At 60.9% G+C, this 18346-nt stretch carries 17 protein-coding genes; 10 read left to right on the forward strand and 7 right to left on the reverse strand.

Translation table 11 applies throughout. From position 1 onward, the window contains the following. Positions 1 to 161: 161 nt before the first annotated feature. From AC0L2K_RS10415 to speB, 5 genes are all read right to left on the reverse strand, one after another. Complete coding sequence (locus AC0L2K_RS10415) at positions 162 to 527, reverse strand: hypothetical protein (protein WP_287221294.1); 366 nt, start codon at positions 525 to 527, stop codon at positions 162 to 164. A gap of 111 nt (positions 528 to 638) precedes the next feature. After that, the gene (locus AC0L2K_RS10420) at positions 639 to 1286 is read right to left on the reverse strand and encodes an amino acid ABC transporter permease (protein WP_473531289.1); all 648 of its coding nucleotides are present in this window, start codon (positions 1284 to 1286) and stop codon (positions 639 to 641) included. After that, positions 1283 to 1951, reverse strand: coding sequence for an amino acid ABC transporter permease (locus AC0L2K_RS10425; protein WP_023801531.1), 669 nt, complete (start codon positions 1949 to 1951; stop codon positions 1283 to 1285). The genes AC0L2K_RS10420 and AC0L2K_RS10425 overlap by 4 nt, the downstream gene beginning before the upstream one ends. Before the next feature lie 21 nt (positions 1952 to 1972). Beyond that, positions 1973 to 2770 (reverse strand): transporter substrate-binding domain-containing protein, encoded by a 798-nt coding sequence (locus tag AC0L2K_RS10430; RefSeq protein WP_473531290.1) that lies wholly within the window; start codon positions 2768 to 2770, stop codon positions 1973 to 1975. A gap of 77 nt (positions 2771 to 2847) precedes the next feature. Further along, positions 2848 to 3909, reverse strand: coding sequence for an agmatinase (speB, locus tag AC0L2K_RS10435; RefSeq protein WP_473495073.1), 1062 nt, complete (start codon positions 3907 to 3909; stop codon positions 2848 to 2850). A 227-nt stretch (positions 3910 to 4136) separates the two neighbouring features. Here speB and gcvA point away from each other — a divergent pair, with 227 nt between their 5' ends. The 4 genes from gcvA (at position 4137) to AC0L2K_RS10455 (ending at position 9207) form a co-directional block, all read left to right on the forward strand. Beyond that, positions 4137 to 5111, forward strand: a complete 975-nt coding sequence (gene gcvA, locus AC0L2K_RS10440) for a transcriptional regulator GcvA (RefSeq protein ID WP_473531291.1) — start codon at positions 4137 to 4139, stop codon at positions 5109 to 5111. Between the two features lie 191 nt (positions 5112 to 5302). Then, the gene (pncB, locus tag AC0L2K_RS10445) at positions 5303 to 6607 is read left to right on the forward strand and encodes a nicotinate phosphoribosyltransferase (RefSeq protein ID WP_473531292.1); all 1305 of its coding nucleotides are present in this window, start codon (positions 5303 to 5305) and stop codon (positions 6605 to 6607) included. 195 nt (positions 6608 to 6802) lie between these two features. Further along, complete coding sequence (locus AC0L2K_RS10450; RefSeq protein ID WP_473531293.1) at positions 6803 to 8278, forward strand: hypothetical protein; 1476 nt, start codon at positions 6803 to 6805, stop codon at positions 8276 to 8278. A gap of 305 nt (positions 8279 to 8583) precedes the next feature. Further along, positions 8584 to 9207: a hypothetical protein gene (locus tag AC0L2K_RS10455; protein ID WP_473531294.1), complete on the forward strand. Its 624-nt coding sequence runs from the start codon at positions 8584 to 8586 to the stop codon at positions 9205 to 9207. On the opposite strand, the gene AC0L2K_RS10460 is transcribed toward AC0L2K_RS10455, so the two are convergent. Next, positions 9177 to 9872, reverse strand: a complete 696-nt coding sequence (locus tag AC0L2K_RS10460; protein WP_473531295.1) for a hypothetical protein — start codon at positions 9870 to 9872, stop codon at positions 9177 to 9179. The two genes, AC0L2K_RS10455 and AC0L2K_RS10460, sit on opposite strands and share 31 nt — an antisense overlap. A 1073-nt stretch (positions 9873 to 10945) precedes the next feature. On the opposite strand from AC0L2K_RS10460, the gene AC0L2K_RS10465 reads away from it, so the two are divergent. The 6 genes from AC0L2K_RS10465 to AC0L2K_RS10490 all read left to right on the forward strand — a co-directional run bounded on the left by AC0L2K_RS10465 (position 10946) and on the right by AC0L2K_RS10490 (position 16876). Beyond that, the gene (locus tag AC0L2K_RS10465) at positions 10946 to 12022 is read left to right on the forward strand and encodes an HAD family hydrolase (protein ID WP_473531296.1); all 1077 of its coding nucleotides are present in this window, start codon (positions 10946 to 10948) and stop codon (positions 12020 to 12022) included. A 244-nt stretch (positions 12023 to 12266) separates the two neighbouring features. After that, the gene (locus tag AC0L2K_RS10470; protein ID WP_473531297.1) at positions 12267 to 13571 is read left to right on the forward strand and encodes an ABC transporter substrate-binding protein; all 1305 of its coding nucleotides are present in this window, start codon (positions 12267 to 12269) and stop codon (positions 13569 to 13571) included. 26 nt (positions 13572 to 13597) lie between these two features. Continuing rightward, on the forward strand, positions 13598 to 14479 hold the full coding sequence (locus tag AC0L2K_RS10475; RefSeq protein ID WP_473531298.1) for a branched-chain amino acid ABC transporter permease: 882 nt from the start codon (positions 13598 to 13600) through the stop codon (positions 14477 to 14479). Beyond that, a complete protein-coding gene (locus tag AC0L2K_RS10480) occupies positions 14476 to 15438 on the forward strand; it encodes a branched-chain amino acid ABC transporter permease (RefSeq protein WP_473531299.1) in 963 nt (320 codons plus the stop codon). The genes AC0L2K_RS10475 and AC0L2K_RS10480 overlap by 4 nt, the downstream gene beginning before the upstream one ends. Beyond that, the gene (locus AC0L2K_RS10485; protein WP_473520976.1) at positions 15435 to 16160 is read left to right on the forward strand and encodes an ABC transporter ATP-binding protein; all 726 of its coding nucleotides are present in this window, start codon (positions 15435 to 15437) and stop codon (positions 16158 to 16160) included. The genes AC0L2K_RS10480 and AC0L2K_RS10485 overlap by 4 nt, the downstream gene beginning before the upstream one ends. Then, positions 16157 to 16876, forward strand: a complete 720-nt coding sequence (locus AC0L2K_RS10490; RefSeq protein ID WP_473531300.1) for an ABC transporter ATP-binding protein — start codon at positions 16157 to 16159, stop codon at positions 16874 to 16876. Before AC0L2K_RS10485 ends, AC0L2K_RS10490 begins: the two co-directional genes overlap by 4 nt. Here the strand turns inward: AC0L2K_RS10490 and AC0L2K_RS10495 are convergent, their stop codons facing one another. After that, entirely contained in the window at positions 16877 to 18307 is a 1431-nt protein-coding gene (locus tag AC0L2K_RS10495) for a sodium:proton antiporter (RefSeq protein ID WP_473531301.1), read from the reverse strand. It abuts the gene before it with no gap. Between the last annotated feature and the right edge of the window lie 39 nt (positions 18308 to 18346).

Here is an 18346-nt window from a genome sequence, read left to right on the forward strand (position 1 = left end):
GGGGCGGGGGGGGGGGGGGGGGGGGGGTGTGGGGGGGGGGGGGGGGGGGGGGGGGGGGTGGGGGGGGGGGGGGGGGGGGGGGGCGCGCGCCCCGCCCCGCCGCTCTCCTTTGGGCATTGATGAAAGCGGCTTCGTCACGAAGCAGGACGGGGTCGTGACGTCTATGGATATTTCGTCTGATTTGCACGCGCGGCCTGTGGGCTTAAGTCACTGTGCAACTCCTTTGGCAGTGGAAGGCTTGAGCACCGCAAGTGCACCGCGCGGGCGAACAATTTTCGTTGCTTCTGCTGGTGCTCCTTGATGGCTGCTGCGAGCCCTAATCCGTACGGGCCAAGAAAGACGCCGGTTCCCCAACCCGGCTGCTTTTTTTCGCGAGCGTCGTAGTCCGAAGCCTCCATGCGGGCTTGCTGGCACTCCGGCGACGCCCATTTCCGGTCTTGCTTCGAAAGCGACGCTCCATAGTCGACAGGAGAGGTCGCGCACCCGGCTACTGTCGCGGCCAACGCGACCAACATTGCAATTCTCATCCCAAGCCCTTGATTAAGCATTGCGAGAGTACACAGAACTCTTCTTCCAACAAGGAGATAGCTCCGAAGAAGCGGAGAAGGCGTTCGAACGCCAAGCGCAGAGGCGGCTTGCTAGTTTGAAGTCGCCCGTCGTTCAAGCGAGCGTGCATATTGCGTCAGCGGGAAGCACATGGCGAAGAAGATCAAGGCGACCAGCCCATAGACGGTGAACGGCTCGAAGGTCGCATTGTTGATGGCGTTGGATGTCCTGACCAGTTCCTCGAAACCAATGATCGAGGTCAGCGCGGTCGACTTGATCAGCTGCACCAGGAAACCGACGGTCGGGGCGCGGGTGATCGAAAACGCCTGCGGCAGGATGATCAGCCTGAGTTCCTGCAGATAGTGAAGGCCGAGGCTGGCGCCGGCGTCCCACTGGCCGCGCGGCAGCGCATCGACGCCGCCGCGCCAGATCTCGGCGAGATAGGCGCTGGCGAAGAAGGTCAGGCCAAGCGCTGCAGCGGTCCACGGCTCGATGCGCAAGCCCAGCATCGGCAGGCCGAAGAACATCAGGAAGAGCTGCATGAGCAGCGGCGTGCCCTGGAAAAGCGCAATGTAGCCCGACGCAAGCCGCCGCGCCCATTTATTTTTGGCGATCCGGAAGAACAGCACGACCATGCTGACCACGCCGCCGCCGACGAAGGCCGCCAGTGACAGAAGCACCGTCCAGCGCGCGGCGAGCAGAAGGTTGCGGACAATATCCCAGAAGGTGAATTCGATCATGACACGCCGGCTCCCAGAGCGCGGCGGCCGCCGCTGACCAGCAGCCGGCGCAGCCCCATCGACAGGACGAGATAGACCATCGTCACCACGAAATAGGTCTCGAAAGCACGGAAGGTGCGCGCCTGCAGCATGTCGGCCTCGTAGGTCAGTTCGCGCACCGCGATCTGCGACACCACGGCGGACTCCAGCATCATGATGATGATCTGGCTGGTCAGCGCCGGAAAGATCACCTTGAGCGCTTGCGGCAGCACGATCTTGACGAAGACCTGACGCAGCCTGAGCCCAAGCGCAAGGGCTGCTTCCGTCTGCCCGCGCGGCACCGCGTCGAGCCCGGCGCCGACGATCTCGATCGTGTAGGCCGCCATGTTGAGCGTCATTGCCAGCATGGCGGCCAGCAGCGGATCGAGCCTCACGCCGATGCTGGGCAACCCGAAGAAGATGAAGAACAGCTGCACAAGGAACGGCGTGTTCCTGATAATTTCGACATAGACGCCGATTGCCCGCTTGAGCAGCAAGGGGCCGTTTCGCCGCCCTGCTGCACCGAGGATGCTGAGGAACGTTCCTGCCAGCGTGGTCACGGCGATCAAAAGGATCGTCATGGCCGCCCCGCGCGCGATCGCACCTGTCGCATCGGCAAGCCAGCCGAAGTCGAGGCTGTAGCCCATGATAGGTCCTTACCTCGGAGATCAATCCTTGAGGTTGTCGGGATTGAGCGGTGTTTTGAGCCAGGCTTTCGAGCTTTCGTCCAGCTTGCCGTCGGCCAGCATCTTGGCGACCGTGTCGTTGACCGCCTGCTTCAGGCGGTCCTCGTTCTTGTTGAGGCCGATATGCGAGGGCGAGGTGAGAAGCTGGAACTTCTGCTCCGGTTTCAGTGCCTCCTGGCGGGCGAGCACCTGGGCGCCGACATCGTTGCCGACGACCATCAGTTGGGTCTGACCCGAGATGAAGGCCTGGATGACGGAATTATAGTTGTCGAAACGGCGGATGTCGGCCGAGGCGGGTGCTGCCTCGGTCAGCGACGTATCTTCCAGCGTGCCGCGGTTGACGGCGATCGACTTGTCGGCGAGATCGTCCTTGCCTTCGACCTTGAGCGCGGCCGGGCCGATGACGGCGATATAATAGGGCGCGTAGGCGGCGGCGAAATCGATCACCTGCTCGCGCTCCTTGGAGTAGCCGACGCTCATCAGGATATCGACGCGCTTGTCGGTAAGATACGGGATGCGATTCTGCCCGGTCACGCTGACCAAGTTGAGCTTGACCTTGAGCTGGTCGGCGATGAACTGCGCCACGTCGACGTCATAGCCCTTGATGCTCATATCGGCACTGGCCGAGGAGAAGGGCGGAAAGTCGGAGAAAATGCCGACATTGATCGCGCCGGCCTTAGTAATGTCGTCGAGCGCGTCGGCATTGGCGGCCTGGGTGGCAAGACCGAGGCCGGCGAGCAGCAGCACGGCGGCGATGGATGATTTCATGTGAAATGTCATTGTCGTTCCCCTGCTGGAAGCTTGTTTTGTTTGAATGCGGCCGCCGGCTCCAGCGCGGCGGTCGCCTTGGATGTGCGTTAAGCTCGCTTGCCTGAGATCGCCGGGCTGAACACCATCAGGCTGAGGATTTCGAACAGCACCTGCGCGCCGGCATGGGCCGTGTTGGTGGTTGCGTCGTATTGCGGCGCCACCTCGACGACGTCGCCGCCGACGATGTTGAGCCCTTTGAGGCCGCGCAGAAGTTCAAGGACTTCCCGCGTCGTCAGCCCGCCTACTTCCGGCGTGCCGGTGCCCGGCGCAAAGGCCGGGTCGATGCTGTCGATGTCGAAGGACACATAGGTCGGGCCATCGCCGACTATTCTGCGCGCCTTCGCGATGATGGCTGGGATGCCGAGGCCGGTCACCTCTTCGGCATGCACGACGGTCATCCCGGATTCGTAGGTGAACTCCCACAGATATTCGGCCGATCCGCGGATGCCGATCTGGATGGTGCGCGACGGGTCGAGAACGCCGTCGAGCACCGCGTTGCGGAACGGGCCGCCATGGTGGAACTTGGTCATGTCGAACAGGCCGCTGGTGTCGCAGTGGGCGTCGATATGGATCATGCCGACCGGCGCTTTTTTGCCGACAGCCTTCAGGATCGGATGGCTGATCGAATGATCGCCGCCGACCGAAAGCGGAATGACGCCGGCGTCGACGATCTGGTTCGTCCGGCGCTCGATGTCGTCATGGCTGGTTTCCAGCCGGTAGCGGCTCTGGAACGGCACGTCGCCGATGTCGGCCACCTTCAGTTCGTGTGTCGGCGCGCATTCCAGCACATGGTTGTAGGGGCCGATGCGCTCGATGGCGCGCAGTGCCCTTGGCCCGAAGCGGGCGCCCGGCCGGTTGGTCACGCCAAGGTCCATCGGCACGCCGATCATCGCCACCTGCAGATCGCCGAAATCAGGATTGTCGGCGGCTATTTCCCGGTAAGGCGCGCTGAGGAAGGTCGGGATGCCGGAATAGGGTGCCAGCCGCGTGCCGCTCTTGGAAAAAATCTTGTCGGCGACGCGCCGGAATTTTGGGTCGAACATCTCGCCGCCATGGCTTTCGCCATATTTGCGGCGCAACGCTTCGAGCTTGCCGCTGTTATAACCCATGTCGGTCCTCCATGGCTGGTGAAGAGCGGCCATCAATGACGGTCGCGCCGGCTGCCTGCGGATTTTCACGTCTTGATGCTGTACGACCAAAGTGTCTTGCAGCTGCATTGAAAAATCAATTGATATTGTTAGGGTCTTTGCTGTGAGAAAATCTCACATTAATGTCGAGCACGGTCTTATCCAAAACCTGGTCCCAAGTCCGGGGATTGTGCTCCTTTGAGGCTCCGATGGCCAAGCGTCTGCCTCCCCTGAATCCATTGCGGGCCTTCGAGGCGACGGCGCGCCATGCCTCGCTGACCAAGGCGGCGGCTGAGCTCAACGTCACCCACGGCGCCGTCAGCCATCAGATCAAGGCGCTCGAACAGTCGCTGGGCGTCAAGCTGTTCGAGCGCGCCGGTCAGCGGGTGAAGCTGACGCCGCACGGCGCCGAATTGCTGCCGGCGGTGTCGACTGCCTTCGACGGCATCGCCGCCGCCACGCAGCGCATGACAAGGCCGGCGAGCACCGGCGCCCTGTCGGTGTCCTGCGTGCCGGCACTGCTGCTGCTGTGGATGATCCCGCGGCTCGGCAGCTTCACCTCGCAGTATCCCGATATCAAGCTGACGCTGATCCCGTCGAATGATGCCAAGGACGTCCGCGCGCCGCATATCGATATCTGCGTGCATTATGGCGATGGCAGCTGGACCGATTGCTGGATGCGCAAATGGTCGGGCCTCGAGCTGTTCCCGGTGGTCAGCCCGACGCTGATCAACAACCGTCCGATCCGCACCGTGCGCGATCTCGCCGATCACGTCTTCCTGCACGGGGACGACGGCCGCGAATGGCACACCTGGCTGGCCGCCGCCGACGCGCTGGATCTGGAGCGCGGCCGCCGCCATCATCTCGGCGACGCGCGCATGGCGAGCGAGGCGGCGGTCCACGGCCATGGCGTGGCGCTGGGCGATACGGTGACAGCAAGCGGACTGCTTGCCAGGGGACTGCTGGTCGCGCCGTTCAGCCTGTCGGTGCCGGCGGTCGACGATTTCTATGTCGTCTGCCGCAACGAGATGAGGTCGGCGCCGATCGTGCAGCTGTTCATCGACTGGCTGTTTGCCGAAAAGGAGCAGGCCGACGGCCGCGCCGATGCGCCGGTGGCGGGCCGCATCGGCATCCGCAGGAAGCGTCCGGCGCTGAGGGTGATCGGCGCCAAGACCGCGCCCTGAAGTTGCTGCAGCCGACGCAGCGCGCTTCCCGCAGCCTTTTCTTTTTGTCGGGCCAGCCGGCAAAGCGGGAGGCGCATTCAAAAATTCAATGCTAAGAGGCATTTGGAGCAATTCCCGGAATAGTGCGCAGCGGCTTCCCGGGAAAAGCGCTAAACAAAAGCTAGGGCGAGCAGCGAAGGCGGCATCGAGACATGACCAAGACCGATATAGCGCGGCGCGTCTACAACCACACCTGGAAGCTCGACCCGATTGTCCGCAGCCTGCTCGACACCGATTTCTACAAGCTGCTGATGCTGCAGATGATCTGGGGCATGTATCACAAGATCGACACCACGTTCTCGCTGATCAACCGCACCACCTCGGTTCGCCTTGCCGAGGAGATCGACGAGGCAGAATTGCGCGATCAGCTCGACCATGCCCGCACCTTGCGCTTCTCCAAGAAAGAGATGATCTGGCTTGGCGGCAACACCTTCTATGGCCGCAAGCAGATTTTTGAACCGGAATTCCTCGCCTGGCTCGAGAATTTCCAGTTGCCGGAATACGAGCTTTCCAAGCGCGATGGCCAGTACGAGCTCACTTTCAGCGGTCCGTGGATGTACACAACACTCTGGGAGATCCCGGCGCTGGCAATTATCAATGAACTTCGCTCTCGCGCCGCCATGCGGGCGTTCGGGCCCTTCGCGCTCGACGTGCTCTATGCTCGCGCCAAGGCCAAGATGTGGGCCAAAACCGAGCGGCTGAAAGCGCTGCCGGATATCCGCATTTCGGATTTCGGCACCCGCCGCCGCCATTCCTTCCTGTGGCAGCGCTGGTGCGTCGAAGCGCTGAAGGAAGGCATCGGCGAGGCTTTCACCGGCACCTCCAATGTGCTTTTGGCCATGGACAACGACCTCGAGGCGCTCGGCACCAACGCGCATGAACTGCCGATGGTGTTCGCCGCGCTCGCCAATTCGGAAAAGGAAATGAAGCAGTCGCCCTACAAGGTGCTGCAGGACTGGCAGCGCTACTATGGCGGCAATCTGCTGATCGTGCTGCCGGACACCTTCGGCACCGCGGCGTTCCTGCGTGACGCGCCGGACTGGATCGCCGACTGGACCGGTTTTCGCCCCGACAGCGCGCCGCCGATCGAAGGCGGCGAAAAGATCCTTTCCTGGTGGCGCGGAAAGGGCAAGGACCCCAGACAGAAGCTGCTGATTTTCTCCGACGGGCTCGAGGTCGAGACCATCGAGGAAACCTACCGCCATTTCCACGGCAAGGTGCGCATGTCCTTCGGCTGGGGCACCAACCTGACCAATGATTTCGAGGGCTGCGCGCCGACCAAAACCAACCGGCTCGACGCCATCTCGCTGGTCTGCAAGGTCACCGAGGCCAATGGCCACCCGGCGGTCAAGCTCTCCGACAATCCCGCCAAGGCCACCGGCGACGAAAAAGAGATCGAGCGCTATTTGCGCATATTTGGCGAGAAAGACCGCGTGGAGCAGCTGGTCAAGGTGTGAGGGGGCTGCGAATGGTTTCGCGTCGCCAAAAGGGAAATCTCGGATAGCGTGAGTTCCCGCCCACCCCCCTCTGTCCTGCCGGACATCTCCCCCGCAAGGGGGGAGATCGGCAGTTCGTTCGAACGGCGCCCTTCCTGCAACGTCGAAGATTGGCGAAAGCCGACGTGCCAGCCAATCTCCCCCCTTGCGGGGGAGATGTCCGGCAGGACAGAGGGGGGTGTGAAGGATCACTGCGGGCGAGCATATTCTTTCTGGACGGGAGCTTTCATCTGTTCGGCTTTCATCGCATCACCCACCCCAGCCTTCGCCCATGCCTCCGATCGCGGCCACGTCCTGCTTCTGCCCACCGGCTACTACGTCGCCGGCGGCGCGTTCGCGGTCGCAGCCAGTTTTCTTGTCCTGGCGCTGCTGCCCTCAGACTTTCCTGCCCGCTTCTGGTGGCGGCGCCTGCCGCTGTTCGCATTCGGCGACGGCGCGCGGGCGGCCGTCAGCTTGATATCTTTTGCCGGCTTTGTAATTCTGATTGCGGCCGGCCTGTTCGGCAGCCGTGATCCGCTCTCCAACCCGCTGCCGCTGGCGATCTGGACGCTGCTCTGGGTTGGCCTGGTTTTACTGCAGGGGCTGTTCGGCAATCTCTGGTCATGGCTCAACCCGTGGTACGGGCCCTGGCGTGTCATTTCGCGCCTGTTCGGCAATCGCAAGGTCGGCAATCGCAAGACATGGCGACCGCCTGCGTGGCTCGGCTGCTGGCCGGCTTTCGCGCTGTTCTTCGCCTTCGCCTGGTTCGAGTTGATCGACCCGGCGCCCGACGACCCGGCGCGGCTCGCTTGGGCCGCCGGCCTTTATTGGCTGCTGAGTTTTGCCGCCATGCTGGTGTTCGGCTACCGCGATTGGACCCGGCGCGGTGAGTTCCTGACCGTCTTCCTCGCCATGGTGGCGCGATTCGCCCTCCTTGCGCGCAACGAAGGCGGGCGCAATGAAGGTGGCCGGCTCAGTCTGTGCTGGCCGGGCGCCAAGCTCGGCAATGCCGCGCCGCTGTCGCTCAGCGGCATTGCTTTCCTGCTGCTGACGCTGTCGTCGGTGTCTTTCGACGGCCTGTCGAAAACCTTCTTCTGGCTCGGCCTGTTCGGCATCAATCCGCTGGAATTTCCGGGCCGCACGGCGGTGATCGGCGTCGGCACCTTCGGACTCGTGCTGACGTTCGTCCTCCTTGCAGCCGCGTTCATCCTTGCCATTGTCCTCGGCCAGCATCTTGCCGGCAGCCCGCATTCCCTCAGTCAGGCCGCAGGGCTGCTGGTCTGGTCGATCGTGCCGATCGCGCTCGCCTATCATGTTGCGCACTATCTGACGGCGCTGCTTGTCGATGGCCAATATGCGCTGGCTGCGCTTTCCGACCCGTTCACGCTGGGCTGGAACCTGTTCGGCACCGCCGACATGCCGATCGAAGCCGGCGTCGCTGCCGGCGCCGGCTCGGCATGGTGGCTGTGGAATATCCAGGCCGGCGTCATCATCATTGGCCACATGCTCGCCGTGCTCGTCGCGCATGGCCTCGCCTGGCGACTGCACCCGGTTCCCGGCCGCGCCGCGATCAGCCAGCTTCCGCTCACCGTGCTGATGATCGCCTATACGATCTTTGGCCTCTGGTTGCTTGCCACGCCGGCGGCCGGATGAGACAAAGGCCGCGCGCCTCGACATCCCGGGCGGCCTTCTACCCCACGACAGCGTTAATTTTGCACGGTTTTCTCGGCTGTAATAGTGCCGAAGAAGTGTCAAAATTCATATAATCTAAAAGCGCGGCGCTACGTTAAGAGGGTGGTTTGTTGTGTGATCTCTCAACAGATAATTGATCGACAGTTCCGCACATGGCATAGGCAGCCCCCTTCACAAATTCCTGTATGTTCTCTAAATGTTCACATCTGCCGCGTTGCTCGTGTGAGCGTTTGTGGCGACACTCAACCGCTAGCAATGGGCAGAATATGGACGCGACCTATAATCTCAACGGCGGTTTCAAGCCGACGCAAAAGCGGTTCGCGGACCTCGGTGGACCTGATTTTTTTCCGACACCTGCTTGGGCAACGCACGCCTTGATGGACAACGAGCGTTTCGTGGGAGATGTCTGGGAACCGGCCTGTGGCGACGGCTCAATGGCGAAGGTGATAGAACATTACGGTAATCGCGTATTTGCTTCTGATCTTTATAATCGCGGATATGGGCAACCTGGTCTCGATTTTTTGGCGGCAGATCGTGAAGCTGAAAACATAATTACGAACCCGCCGTATAATTCCGCCGAAGGTTTTGTTGATGCGGGGCTTCGCAAATCGCGTAGAAAGTTCGCAATGCTGTTGCGACTTGCCTTTCTCGAGGGCGCCAATAGGCAGCGAAAAATATTCAAAGACACTCCGCCCTCTCGAGTATGGATTTTTAGCGAGAGAATTACCTTCTATCCATCGGGTAGTGTCCAGAAAGGTTCAGGAACAACTGCGTACGCGTGGTTTGTGTGGGACAAAGACTACAACAGCCACTCGGAGTTAAGGTGGATTCCTCTCGGATATAAGGCGAGATACACCGATCAAGATAGAAATCCAATGCTTTTTAAATAATCAACACCTCTGTCTGTCAACTTGATGCCGCCTTTCACAGCCTGTGCGAGGCCGAGGCTGAAGATGCTGTTCTTTCCTTCATGATGAACCTTCACATTCCCAATAATCTGACGCCACATTGCTTCATGTTTTCGGGTCTTCGACTTCTTCAGGTCGCCATCAGATAGATTGTAAAATCGCGGCACCAAGTCTTTGATGCGACCAGTGTCGGCCTCACGGTTAGCCAAGGTGGCCAGGATCTTCAACACCAAGATCCTGGCTTCAGGTTCCCGTAAACGGTCCTTGGCTGGACGTTTAAGTCCACCATACTCGATCTCCCAACCCCGCCTCCATGCAAGAGCGCTTTCAGGGATTTCAAGTACCCTAATGGCAGTCTCAATCTGCTCTTGGATCGTGTCGTCCTGATTGATATCGCTAGGCAAATAAAGTGTGACAGTTTCAGGCGGATGACCTAAATACACTCTGATGTCAAATGGTGTATTCTGCTCTGTATACCCGACGAATTTAAAATGGTCTAATTCATCCTGTTCGTCCAAAGTTATATCGCTGAAATACTCGATTGGCCTCCACATAATGGCTTGGGGGGAGACCAATGGTCCTAATGACTGTTTCCGCTTTTTCACCATTGTCAGGGCTGCATGTTGATTACATCTGCCGTGATGCAAGCCATATCTTCTCCTTGGTTGTTGGTCCGTCGAAGTACGCCGGGCGTTCGAGAGTAATACCATCTCGCCTCAAAGGGGGAGCTGCTGCCGGGCTCTGGACTGATCTCGGTTTCGAATTGTATCCCGCGCTGGTTCACCAGGGTGCCCACATAGGCTTGTACGGTAGGCTCCATGCCCCCGCGTGGAACTCCACCCCATATTTCGCCTGATTTCGCCTGCAGTATCGCATCCTGTGCCGTCTGTGTCGGACTTTCCACTCTTTTATAGGTCATCTTCCCCCACATGTGTGCTTGCAAGCAGAGAACAGCATAACGGCAGACGTCTCGTCAATATTATCGAATTTGCCTTTGTTGTATTAACTGGACTGAAGACCTCAAACGCGAGCTGCGACGGCTGTCGCCTCCTTGCGCCGCGCGGGCGTAGGCAGGCGATTCTGCGGAATTAATTGGATTTCGACGCTACCGCTGAAGCACGCGCAAGGCGGCAGTTCTCTTAATCGGCGCTGGCCGAACGCACAGATTTGTGTGCTGAGTTGGAGCTTCGCAGCAGCGTGTCGTTTAGCGTGGCTCCGTGAGCCGTCTCCTGATAGGCGATGGCGGTTGCGGTCATCTCCGCGTTTCGACGCGCCGACGGACCCAACGTAGGTATTAGTGAAGCAAGGCCCGTCGACCAAAGGGCAAGGTGAGATACACGCGATGTCCCATAAGATTATCGATACCCTCATTCTCGACATAGACAACACGCTCTTCGACTGGTTCGCAGTATGGTACGCCAGTTTCGAACCCATCTACAGAGAGATCATTGCCAAATCAGGCCTACCGCCCGCAGACGTCGATGCTAGCATCAGACGAGTGCACCAAGCCAGACGCACATCGGAGTACACATTTCTCCTAGAGGAGGTCGAAGTTTTAGAGGCGTTACGGGCCGAGGGCGACATCCGGGATCGCTTCAAAGATGCTGTTGATGTCTCTCGGCGAAATCGGGACCAACACCTAGCTCTGTATCCCAGTGTTTTCCGCAGCCTTTGAGATATCAAGCAGCGTGGAACGCGAATAATAGCCTACACTGAAAGCATGGCGTTTTACAGCGCTTACCGCCTCAAGAGGTTTGGGCTCGATGGTGTAATAGATGTCCTATTTAGCCCTATTGACCACGATCATCCAGCGGGAGTTTCAATAGATAAGCTCCGCCGCTTGCCTGACGACTTCTACGAACTACAGGTGACAAAGATCCGGCACACGCCACCAGGTGAACTAAAACCTAATCCACGAGTGCTCGGCGATATCATCAAGGAGGTCGGGGCGTCGCTGGATCGTTCAGCGTATGTCGGTGATAGCCTGTTCAAGGACGTGGCAATGGCACGCGATCTCGGCGTGTTGGACATTCATGCAAAGTATGGCGAAAGCCAACGAAAACCTGAATACAATCTGCTTCAACGGGTTTCTCACTGGACAGAAGAGGACGTGGAGCGAGAGAGGAAAATTTCGGCCAAAAGCGAAACTGGCGAAGCAACCGCTACCCTCAAAGAAAGCTTCGCCGAGATTTACATTTATTGCGACTTTCAAGCCCCGGCGGCCGCCTTGGAGACAATCCCGAGCTCGGAACGTATACGCAACGGGATTGAGATTTGGAAAAAGTCAGTAGATGTACAGCAACATTTCAATGACTTGGAAATGCGGATACGTAATTTTGGTCTGACTGTGCTTGGAGTTCTGATTGCGGCAGTCGGATTTTCATACCAGAACAAGCTCATGACCACACTGCATGGATACACGTTTCCAGCAGGTTTGGGCTTCATAATTGCGGCGGCCATCGCATGGCTCATGTTCTACATAATGGATCGGTACTGGTATCACGTTCTTCTAAAAGGGGCGGTCGTACACGCGACAAAAATTGAGACAGAACTGAAGAACGAGGTGCCTGACATATCTTTGGGTCGGACAATATCAGAGGTCAGTGGGGCGGTTCGCATTCTTGGCTTCAAGATGAACTCGAACCGGCGGCTCTCAATCTTCTACATTCTCGGTTTCGTCATGTTGGGTATCCTTTTCGGAGCTTTGTTCTTTTCCCAGCCGCTAATGCCGAATGTGCCAGCAGCAACTCAGACGAAGCAAGAGCCTACCCCTCCTATCCCGACCGGCCAGAAGTGATTTAGGTTCATCAACCTGCAATTTATGTCCTCGGGACCTACTGCGAGAAAAAGGCGTTCAAATCCGGCGGCTTGCTGGGATATCAACTCCTTAGGAAGGGGCTTAATAGCGGGAGGGAAAGCTCGCTTGCCACGCAAGAGCTTTGGTGATCTGATTTGTACACATGCAATTTTCGCATCCTCTGACCGAGGACGCTCAAGCCGCCTCATCATTGGTCAAAACTCAAAAAACAAGGGGAACTGCCGTGACTGACAAGAATGGGTTTTTCGATCTTTCCAAAACCGGCCTCACCCGCCGCACGGCGCTCAAGGGCTTGGCCGCGGGCGCCGGCCTTGCCGTCGCGCCTGGGTTCGTGCGCTACAGCCAGGCGCAAAGCTCGGCGCCGATAAAGATCGGCTTCCAGTCCCACCGCACCGGCATCGGCGCCGCCTATGGCCGCTGGTACGAGCGGACCACCGCAGCCGCGGTCAAGGCGATCAACGAAGCCGGCGGCATCAACGGCCGGCCGGTCGAGGTGATCATCGAGGATGACGGCACCGATCCCGGCCGCGGCGCCGAAGTGGTCGGCAAGTTCGCCACCCAGCACAAGACCGACATCGTCTACGGCACGCTGTTTTCGCATGTCGTCATCGGCTCGGCGCCGGCCGCCGGCGAGGCCAAGATGCCCTATTTTGTCGTCAGCGAAGGCCACCACGTCGCCTCGACCAAGCTCAACCGCTACGTCTTCCAGCCCGGCATCACCGACGTGAAGAGCCAGATCCAGGCGATGGCGCCGTGGATCGCGGCGAATGCCGGCAAGAAGGTGACGCAGATTTTCCCCGATTTCGCCTTCGGCTACGACCATCGCGACTACCTGCCGCCGGCGCTGAAGGCGCAGGGCGCCGAGGTCATCGCCCAGATCGCCATCCCGCCGACGGAATCGTCCTTCACCAAATATTTTCCGCAGATCCCGGCCGAGACCGAGGTGATCTACCACGTCATGGTCGGCCCTGCGGTGCTCACCTTCGTCAAGGAACTCGGCGAGTTCTACGGCTCCAGCCGGCCGCAGCTGTTCGGCTTCATCGATTCGCTCGAAGCCACCGACATCAACAGCCCCGGCCTCGAATTCCTCGACGGCAGCCATTTCTGGGAAGGCTCGCCGCGCTACGCGCAGCCAGATGATTCCGCCGCGCAGAAGGCCTATCGCGCCGCCGTCGGCATCGACGACAATGGCGCCGCCGTCGGCGATCCGAAGGACGTCTCCACCGCCGCGCACATGTTCGGCTGCTGGGAAACGCTCTATGTCGTCAAGAAGGCGATGGAGGATGCCGGCTACAAGGGTCCGGAAGACCGCGCCAAGCTGGTCGAGGCGACCGAGGCCTTGACCGAGTTCGCCGAGGGCCCCGAGCATCCGCAAGGGCCGAAGACCTTCAACGGCAAGATCCACCAGTGTTTTGGCATCCAGAACATCTCAAGGGTCGAAGGCGGCCGGCTGAACGTCGTCCACAAGACCAAGATCGAGGACGGCCTCTACGAGCCGGAAGGGGATTACACGACCCAGGCGCTGTGAGCTTGCACCCTGCCAGCGTATAGCCGATGCACTTCGGACCTCATCTTCTTCTCGCCGCCCTCGAAGGCCTCGTCACCTCCGCCGTGCTGGCGCTGACGGCGCTTGGCCTCTCGCTGGTGTTCGGCGTCATGCGCGTCGTCAATGTCGCCCATGGCGAGTTCTTCATGCTCGGCGCGGTGCTTGGCTGGGCGATCTCCACGGCGATATCAGGCCATCCGGCGCTCGGCTTCCTCGCAGCCCTGGTGCTGGCGCCGCTGATCGTCGGCCTGATCGCGCTGGTCTCCGAACGGCTGGTGCTGCGCCGGCTGAATTACAATCCGGAAGCCACCATCGTCGCCACCATCGGCATGCTCTACATCATCCAGCAACTGGCGCTGACCTTTTATGGTCCGGAGGCACGGCCAGTGGAGCCGCCCTTCAGCTACCGCATCCTTTTGCCGTGGTTCGGCTACTCCGGCTACAAGCTGTCGATCATCGCCGCATCCGCGCTTCTGCTGGTGGCGACCTGGTTCGTGCTGACGCGTACGAGAATCGGCCTCGTCATGCGCGCCACGCAATATGACAGCGAAACGGCGCAGGCCTTTGGCATTCCGGTCGACCGCGTCTATGCCGGCGTCTTCGCGCTCGGCGCTGTGCTGGCGGCGGTGGCCGCGGTGCTGATCGTGCCGATCAGCCAGGCGCATTATCTGATGGGACAGGACCCGCTGCTGCTGTCCTTCATCGTCGTCATCATCGGCGGCCTCGGCTCGCTGCGCGGAACCGTCGTCGCCGCCGTGCTCATCGGCCTGTCGGACGGCATCATCTCGGTGTTCTTCTCGCCGACACTGGCCAAGATCATCGCCACGCTGCTGGTGGCCATGGTGCTGGTGTTCCGGCCGCAAGGCCTGTTCGGGACGGCATCGCGATGAAGGAGGCTTCACCGTCAAAAGCCTATGCGTTGCATCTGGGCGTCATCGTCCTGCTGTTCGCCCTAAGCTTCGTCCTGCCGGAATATCACCACGGGCTGCTCGCCCGCATCATGGTGCTGGCGGTTTTCGCCATGGGCTACAACGTGCTGTTCGGCTATGTCGGGTTGCTCAGCCTCGGCCACGCCATGTTCTTTTCGGCTGGGCTCTATGGCGCAGGCCTTGCCGTCATCCACCTCGGCTGGAGTGTGCCGGCCGCCTTCGCCGCCGGCCTTGCCTGCGGCGCGCTTCTCGCGCTGGTGATCGGGCTGCTGGCGCTGCGCACTTCCGGTGTCGCCTTCATGATCGTCACCATGATGTTCGCGCAGGTGTTCTATCTGATAATCCTCTATCTCGCGGCCTGGACCGGCGGCGATCAGGGCCTGGTGGTGCCGCAGTCGGCGCGTGTGCTTGTTTTGGGCGACACCTCGCTCGGCCTCACCAATCCGACCGTGCGCTACATGAGCGCGCTGGTCCTGTTCTCGATCGTGCTGCTGGTGACGCTCGGCATAGTCCGCTCCAGGTATGGCCGTGTGCTGGTCGCCATCCGCGAAAACGAGGAGCGGACCAAAATGCTTGGCTACGACATTTTTTCCAACAAGCTTGCCGCGGTCGTCGTCTCCGGCACCATCTGCGCGGCATCGGGCGCCGCCTACGCGCTGCTGTTCGGTTATGTCGGCTCGACCTTCGCCTCGGTGCAATATTCCATCCTGCCGTTGCTCTGGGTGCTGCTCGGCGGTGCTGCGACCACGCTCGGTCCGCTGATCGGCACTCTGTTCATGTACTATGTCGTCGACGTCACCAGCGGCTACACCTCGGCCTATCTGCTGATCGTCGGCATCGCCCTCATCGCGCTGGTGCTGTTCTTTCCCAGGGGCATTCTCGGCACCATCCGTCAGCGCTGGCTCGGATGGCTGCCATGATGCCGCTGCTGACGACCAAAGGCCTGTCCCGCAATTTCGGCGGCCTGCGCGCTGTCGATGGTGTCGATTTCGCCCTCATGCCGGGCGAGATCCGCGCCGTCATCGGCCCCAATGGCGCCGGCAAGACCACCTTCGTCAGCCTGATCAGCGGCCGCATCCAGCCGTCATCGGGCATGATCGTCTTCGACGGCGCCGACATTACCAACCTGCCGGCCTACGCCAGGGTCCGCCTTGGCATCGCCTACACCTTCCAGATCACCAGCGTCTTCGCCAACCTCACCGCCTACGACAATGTCGCGCTGCCGGTGCAGCGCACGCTGACCGACGGCCGCTCGAAAGGTGCTGTGCATGCCGGCGTCATGGCGGCGCTGGAGCGCACCGGCCTTGCCGACCGCGCCCATATGCCGGCCGGGCAATTGTCCTATGGCCATCAGCGCCTGCTCGAAGTGGCGATGGGGCTGGCGCTGAAACCGCGCCTGCTGATCCTCGACGAGCCGACGCAGGGGCTGGCCGACAGCGAGATCGACAATTTCATCGGGCTGGTGCGCGAGATCGCCAAAAGCGCCACCGTGCTGCTGATCGAGCACAACATGCCGGTGGTCATGCAGCTTGCCGACCGCATCACCGTCTTCAACGCCGGCAAGATCCTGGCCGAAGGCACGCCCGAGCAGGTCCGCGCCAATACGCAAGTGCAGGACGCCTATTTGGGGACGACCCCATGACGCAACCACGGGCTGAAGCACTGACCATCTCCGGGCTCGACTGCTTCTACAGCGAGGTCCAGGTGCTCTACGGCCTCGACCTCGTGCTGAGCACGGGCGAGGTGCTTTGCCTGTTCGGCCGCAACGGCGCCGGCAAGACGACGACGCTGAAGGCGATCATGGGACTCGTTCCCACACGCGCCGGCTCGATCAGGCTCGACGGCAGGGAATTGACAGGCCTGCCGGCGCATGACGTGCCGAAGGCCGGCGTCGCCTATGTGCCGCAGGGCCGGCGGCTGTTTGCCGAGATGACGGTGGCCGAAAACATCGAGATCGGCCTGATGGCCCGCGGCAAGGGCAAGGCGACGCGCGAAAACGTGCTCGACCTCTTCCCGCTGCTGCGCCAGCGGCTGAGACAACGCTCCGGCACGCTGTCGGGCGGCGAGCAGCAGATGCTGGCCATGGCTCGGGCCCTGTGTCTCGAGCCGCAGGTGCTTCTGCTCGACGAGCCGACCGAAGGGCTGATGCCGTCGATGATCGCAAAAATCCGCGAGACGGTAGCCAAGCTGCGCGACCTTGGCGTCTCGACGATCCTGGTCGAGCAGCGCGTCGATGCCGTGCTGTCCGTCGCCGACCGGGTCTCGTTCATCGAAAACGGCCGCAACCGCGAGACCGTCGATGTCGAGGAGCTTCGCGCCGATCCGTCGGCGGTTCGCCGCTATGTCGGCGTCGGCTGATCAGCCAAAGAACAGAAAACCCGCGATCAGGAATATCGGGATCAGCACCACGCCCGACCACGCCATGTAGCCGAAGAAGCCCGGCATTTTTACGCCGCGATGCCTGGCAATGGCGTAAACCATGAAATTCGGCGCATTGCCGATATAGGTGTTGGCGCCCATGAACACCGCGCCGGCCGAGATCGCCGCCAGCGTCGAGGCGAAGGTGGTCATCAGATGCTGCGGATCGCCGCCAGCGAGCTCGAAGAACACCAGGTAGGTCGGCGCATTGTCGAGGAAGGACGACAGCACCCCGGTCATCCAGAAATACGCCAGGTCGTTGGGCTCGCCTGTTGGCGAACTGACCAGCGAGACCAGCGGCGCCAGCGCGCCGCCGGCACCGGCCCTGAGAATGGCGATGACCGGAACGATGCAGATGAAGATGCCGGCGAACAGTTTTGCCACTTCGGCGATCGGCTCCCAGTGGAAGTTGTTCGCCCGCCTGTGGCTCTTGCTTGAGACAGCGAGCGAAAGCAAGGCGAGGGCCAGGATGATGGCGTCGCGCACCAGGTTCTGCAATTCAAGGCTCACGCCCTGGACGGAGAAAGCCACGTCCGGCTTCCAGGTCGCGGAAAGCAGGATCGCGCCGATCACCCCGGCCAGCAGCGGGAAGTTGGCCAAGCCCCGGATGCGCACCTTGGTGTCCGGTGTCGGATCCTTGATCTTCGGCGCACCGGCCTCGCGGCGATGCAGGATGATGTCCATGGCCAGGAAGACGGCCAGCACCAGGCCGCCGACGAACAGTGTCACCTGATAGAGATTGGTGGTGGTCCAGAAGAAATCGACGCCGCGCAGGAAGCCGACGAACAGCGGCGGATCACCGAGCGGCGTCAGCGAGCCGCCGATGTTGGACACCAGGAAAATGAAGAAGATGACGACATGGGCGTTGAACGGCCGGTTGTCGTTGGCGCGCAGGATCGGCCTGATCAGGATCATCGAGGCGCCGGTCGTGCCGATGACCGAGGCGAGCATCGCCCCAATCAGCAGCAGTCCGGCATTCACCAGCGGCGTGCCGTGGATGTTGCCGGCGACGAGGATGCCGCCCGAAATGGTGAACAGCGCAAACAGAAGAATGATGAACGACATGTATTCGGTGAGCAGCGCATGCAGCACCGCCTCTGCAGCCGAAGCCATGCCGAACGCCAGCGCCAGAGGGACGACAGCAAGCGCCGCCCAGAACAAGGTGATCTTGCCGTAGTGATGCTCCCAGACATGGTGGAAGAGCAACGGCCCGGTGGCGATCGACAGAAGCAGGCCGGCAAAGGGCAGCGCCCACCACAGCGACATTGTTTCGCCGGGCAATTCGTGGGCCTCGGCTGCAAGCACTGTTCCCGGAAACAGGGTTGCGACTGCCACCACAGCGCCCGCCGTCAAAGCCGCCGCAAACCGCATAATGCCCCCTCTGGAATTGTGTCGAATGCGATTGGTGAT

Source organism: Mesorhizobium sp. WSM4817, assembly GCF_055811135.1.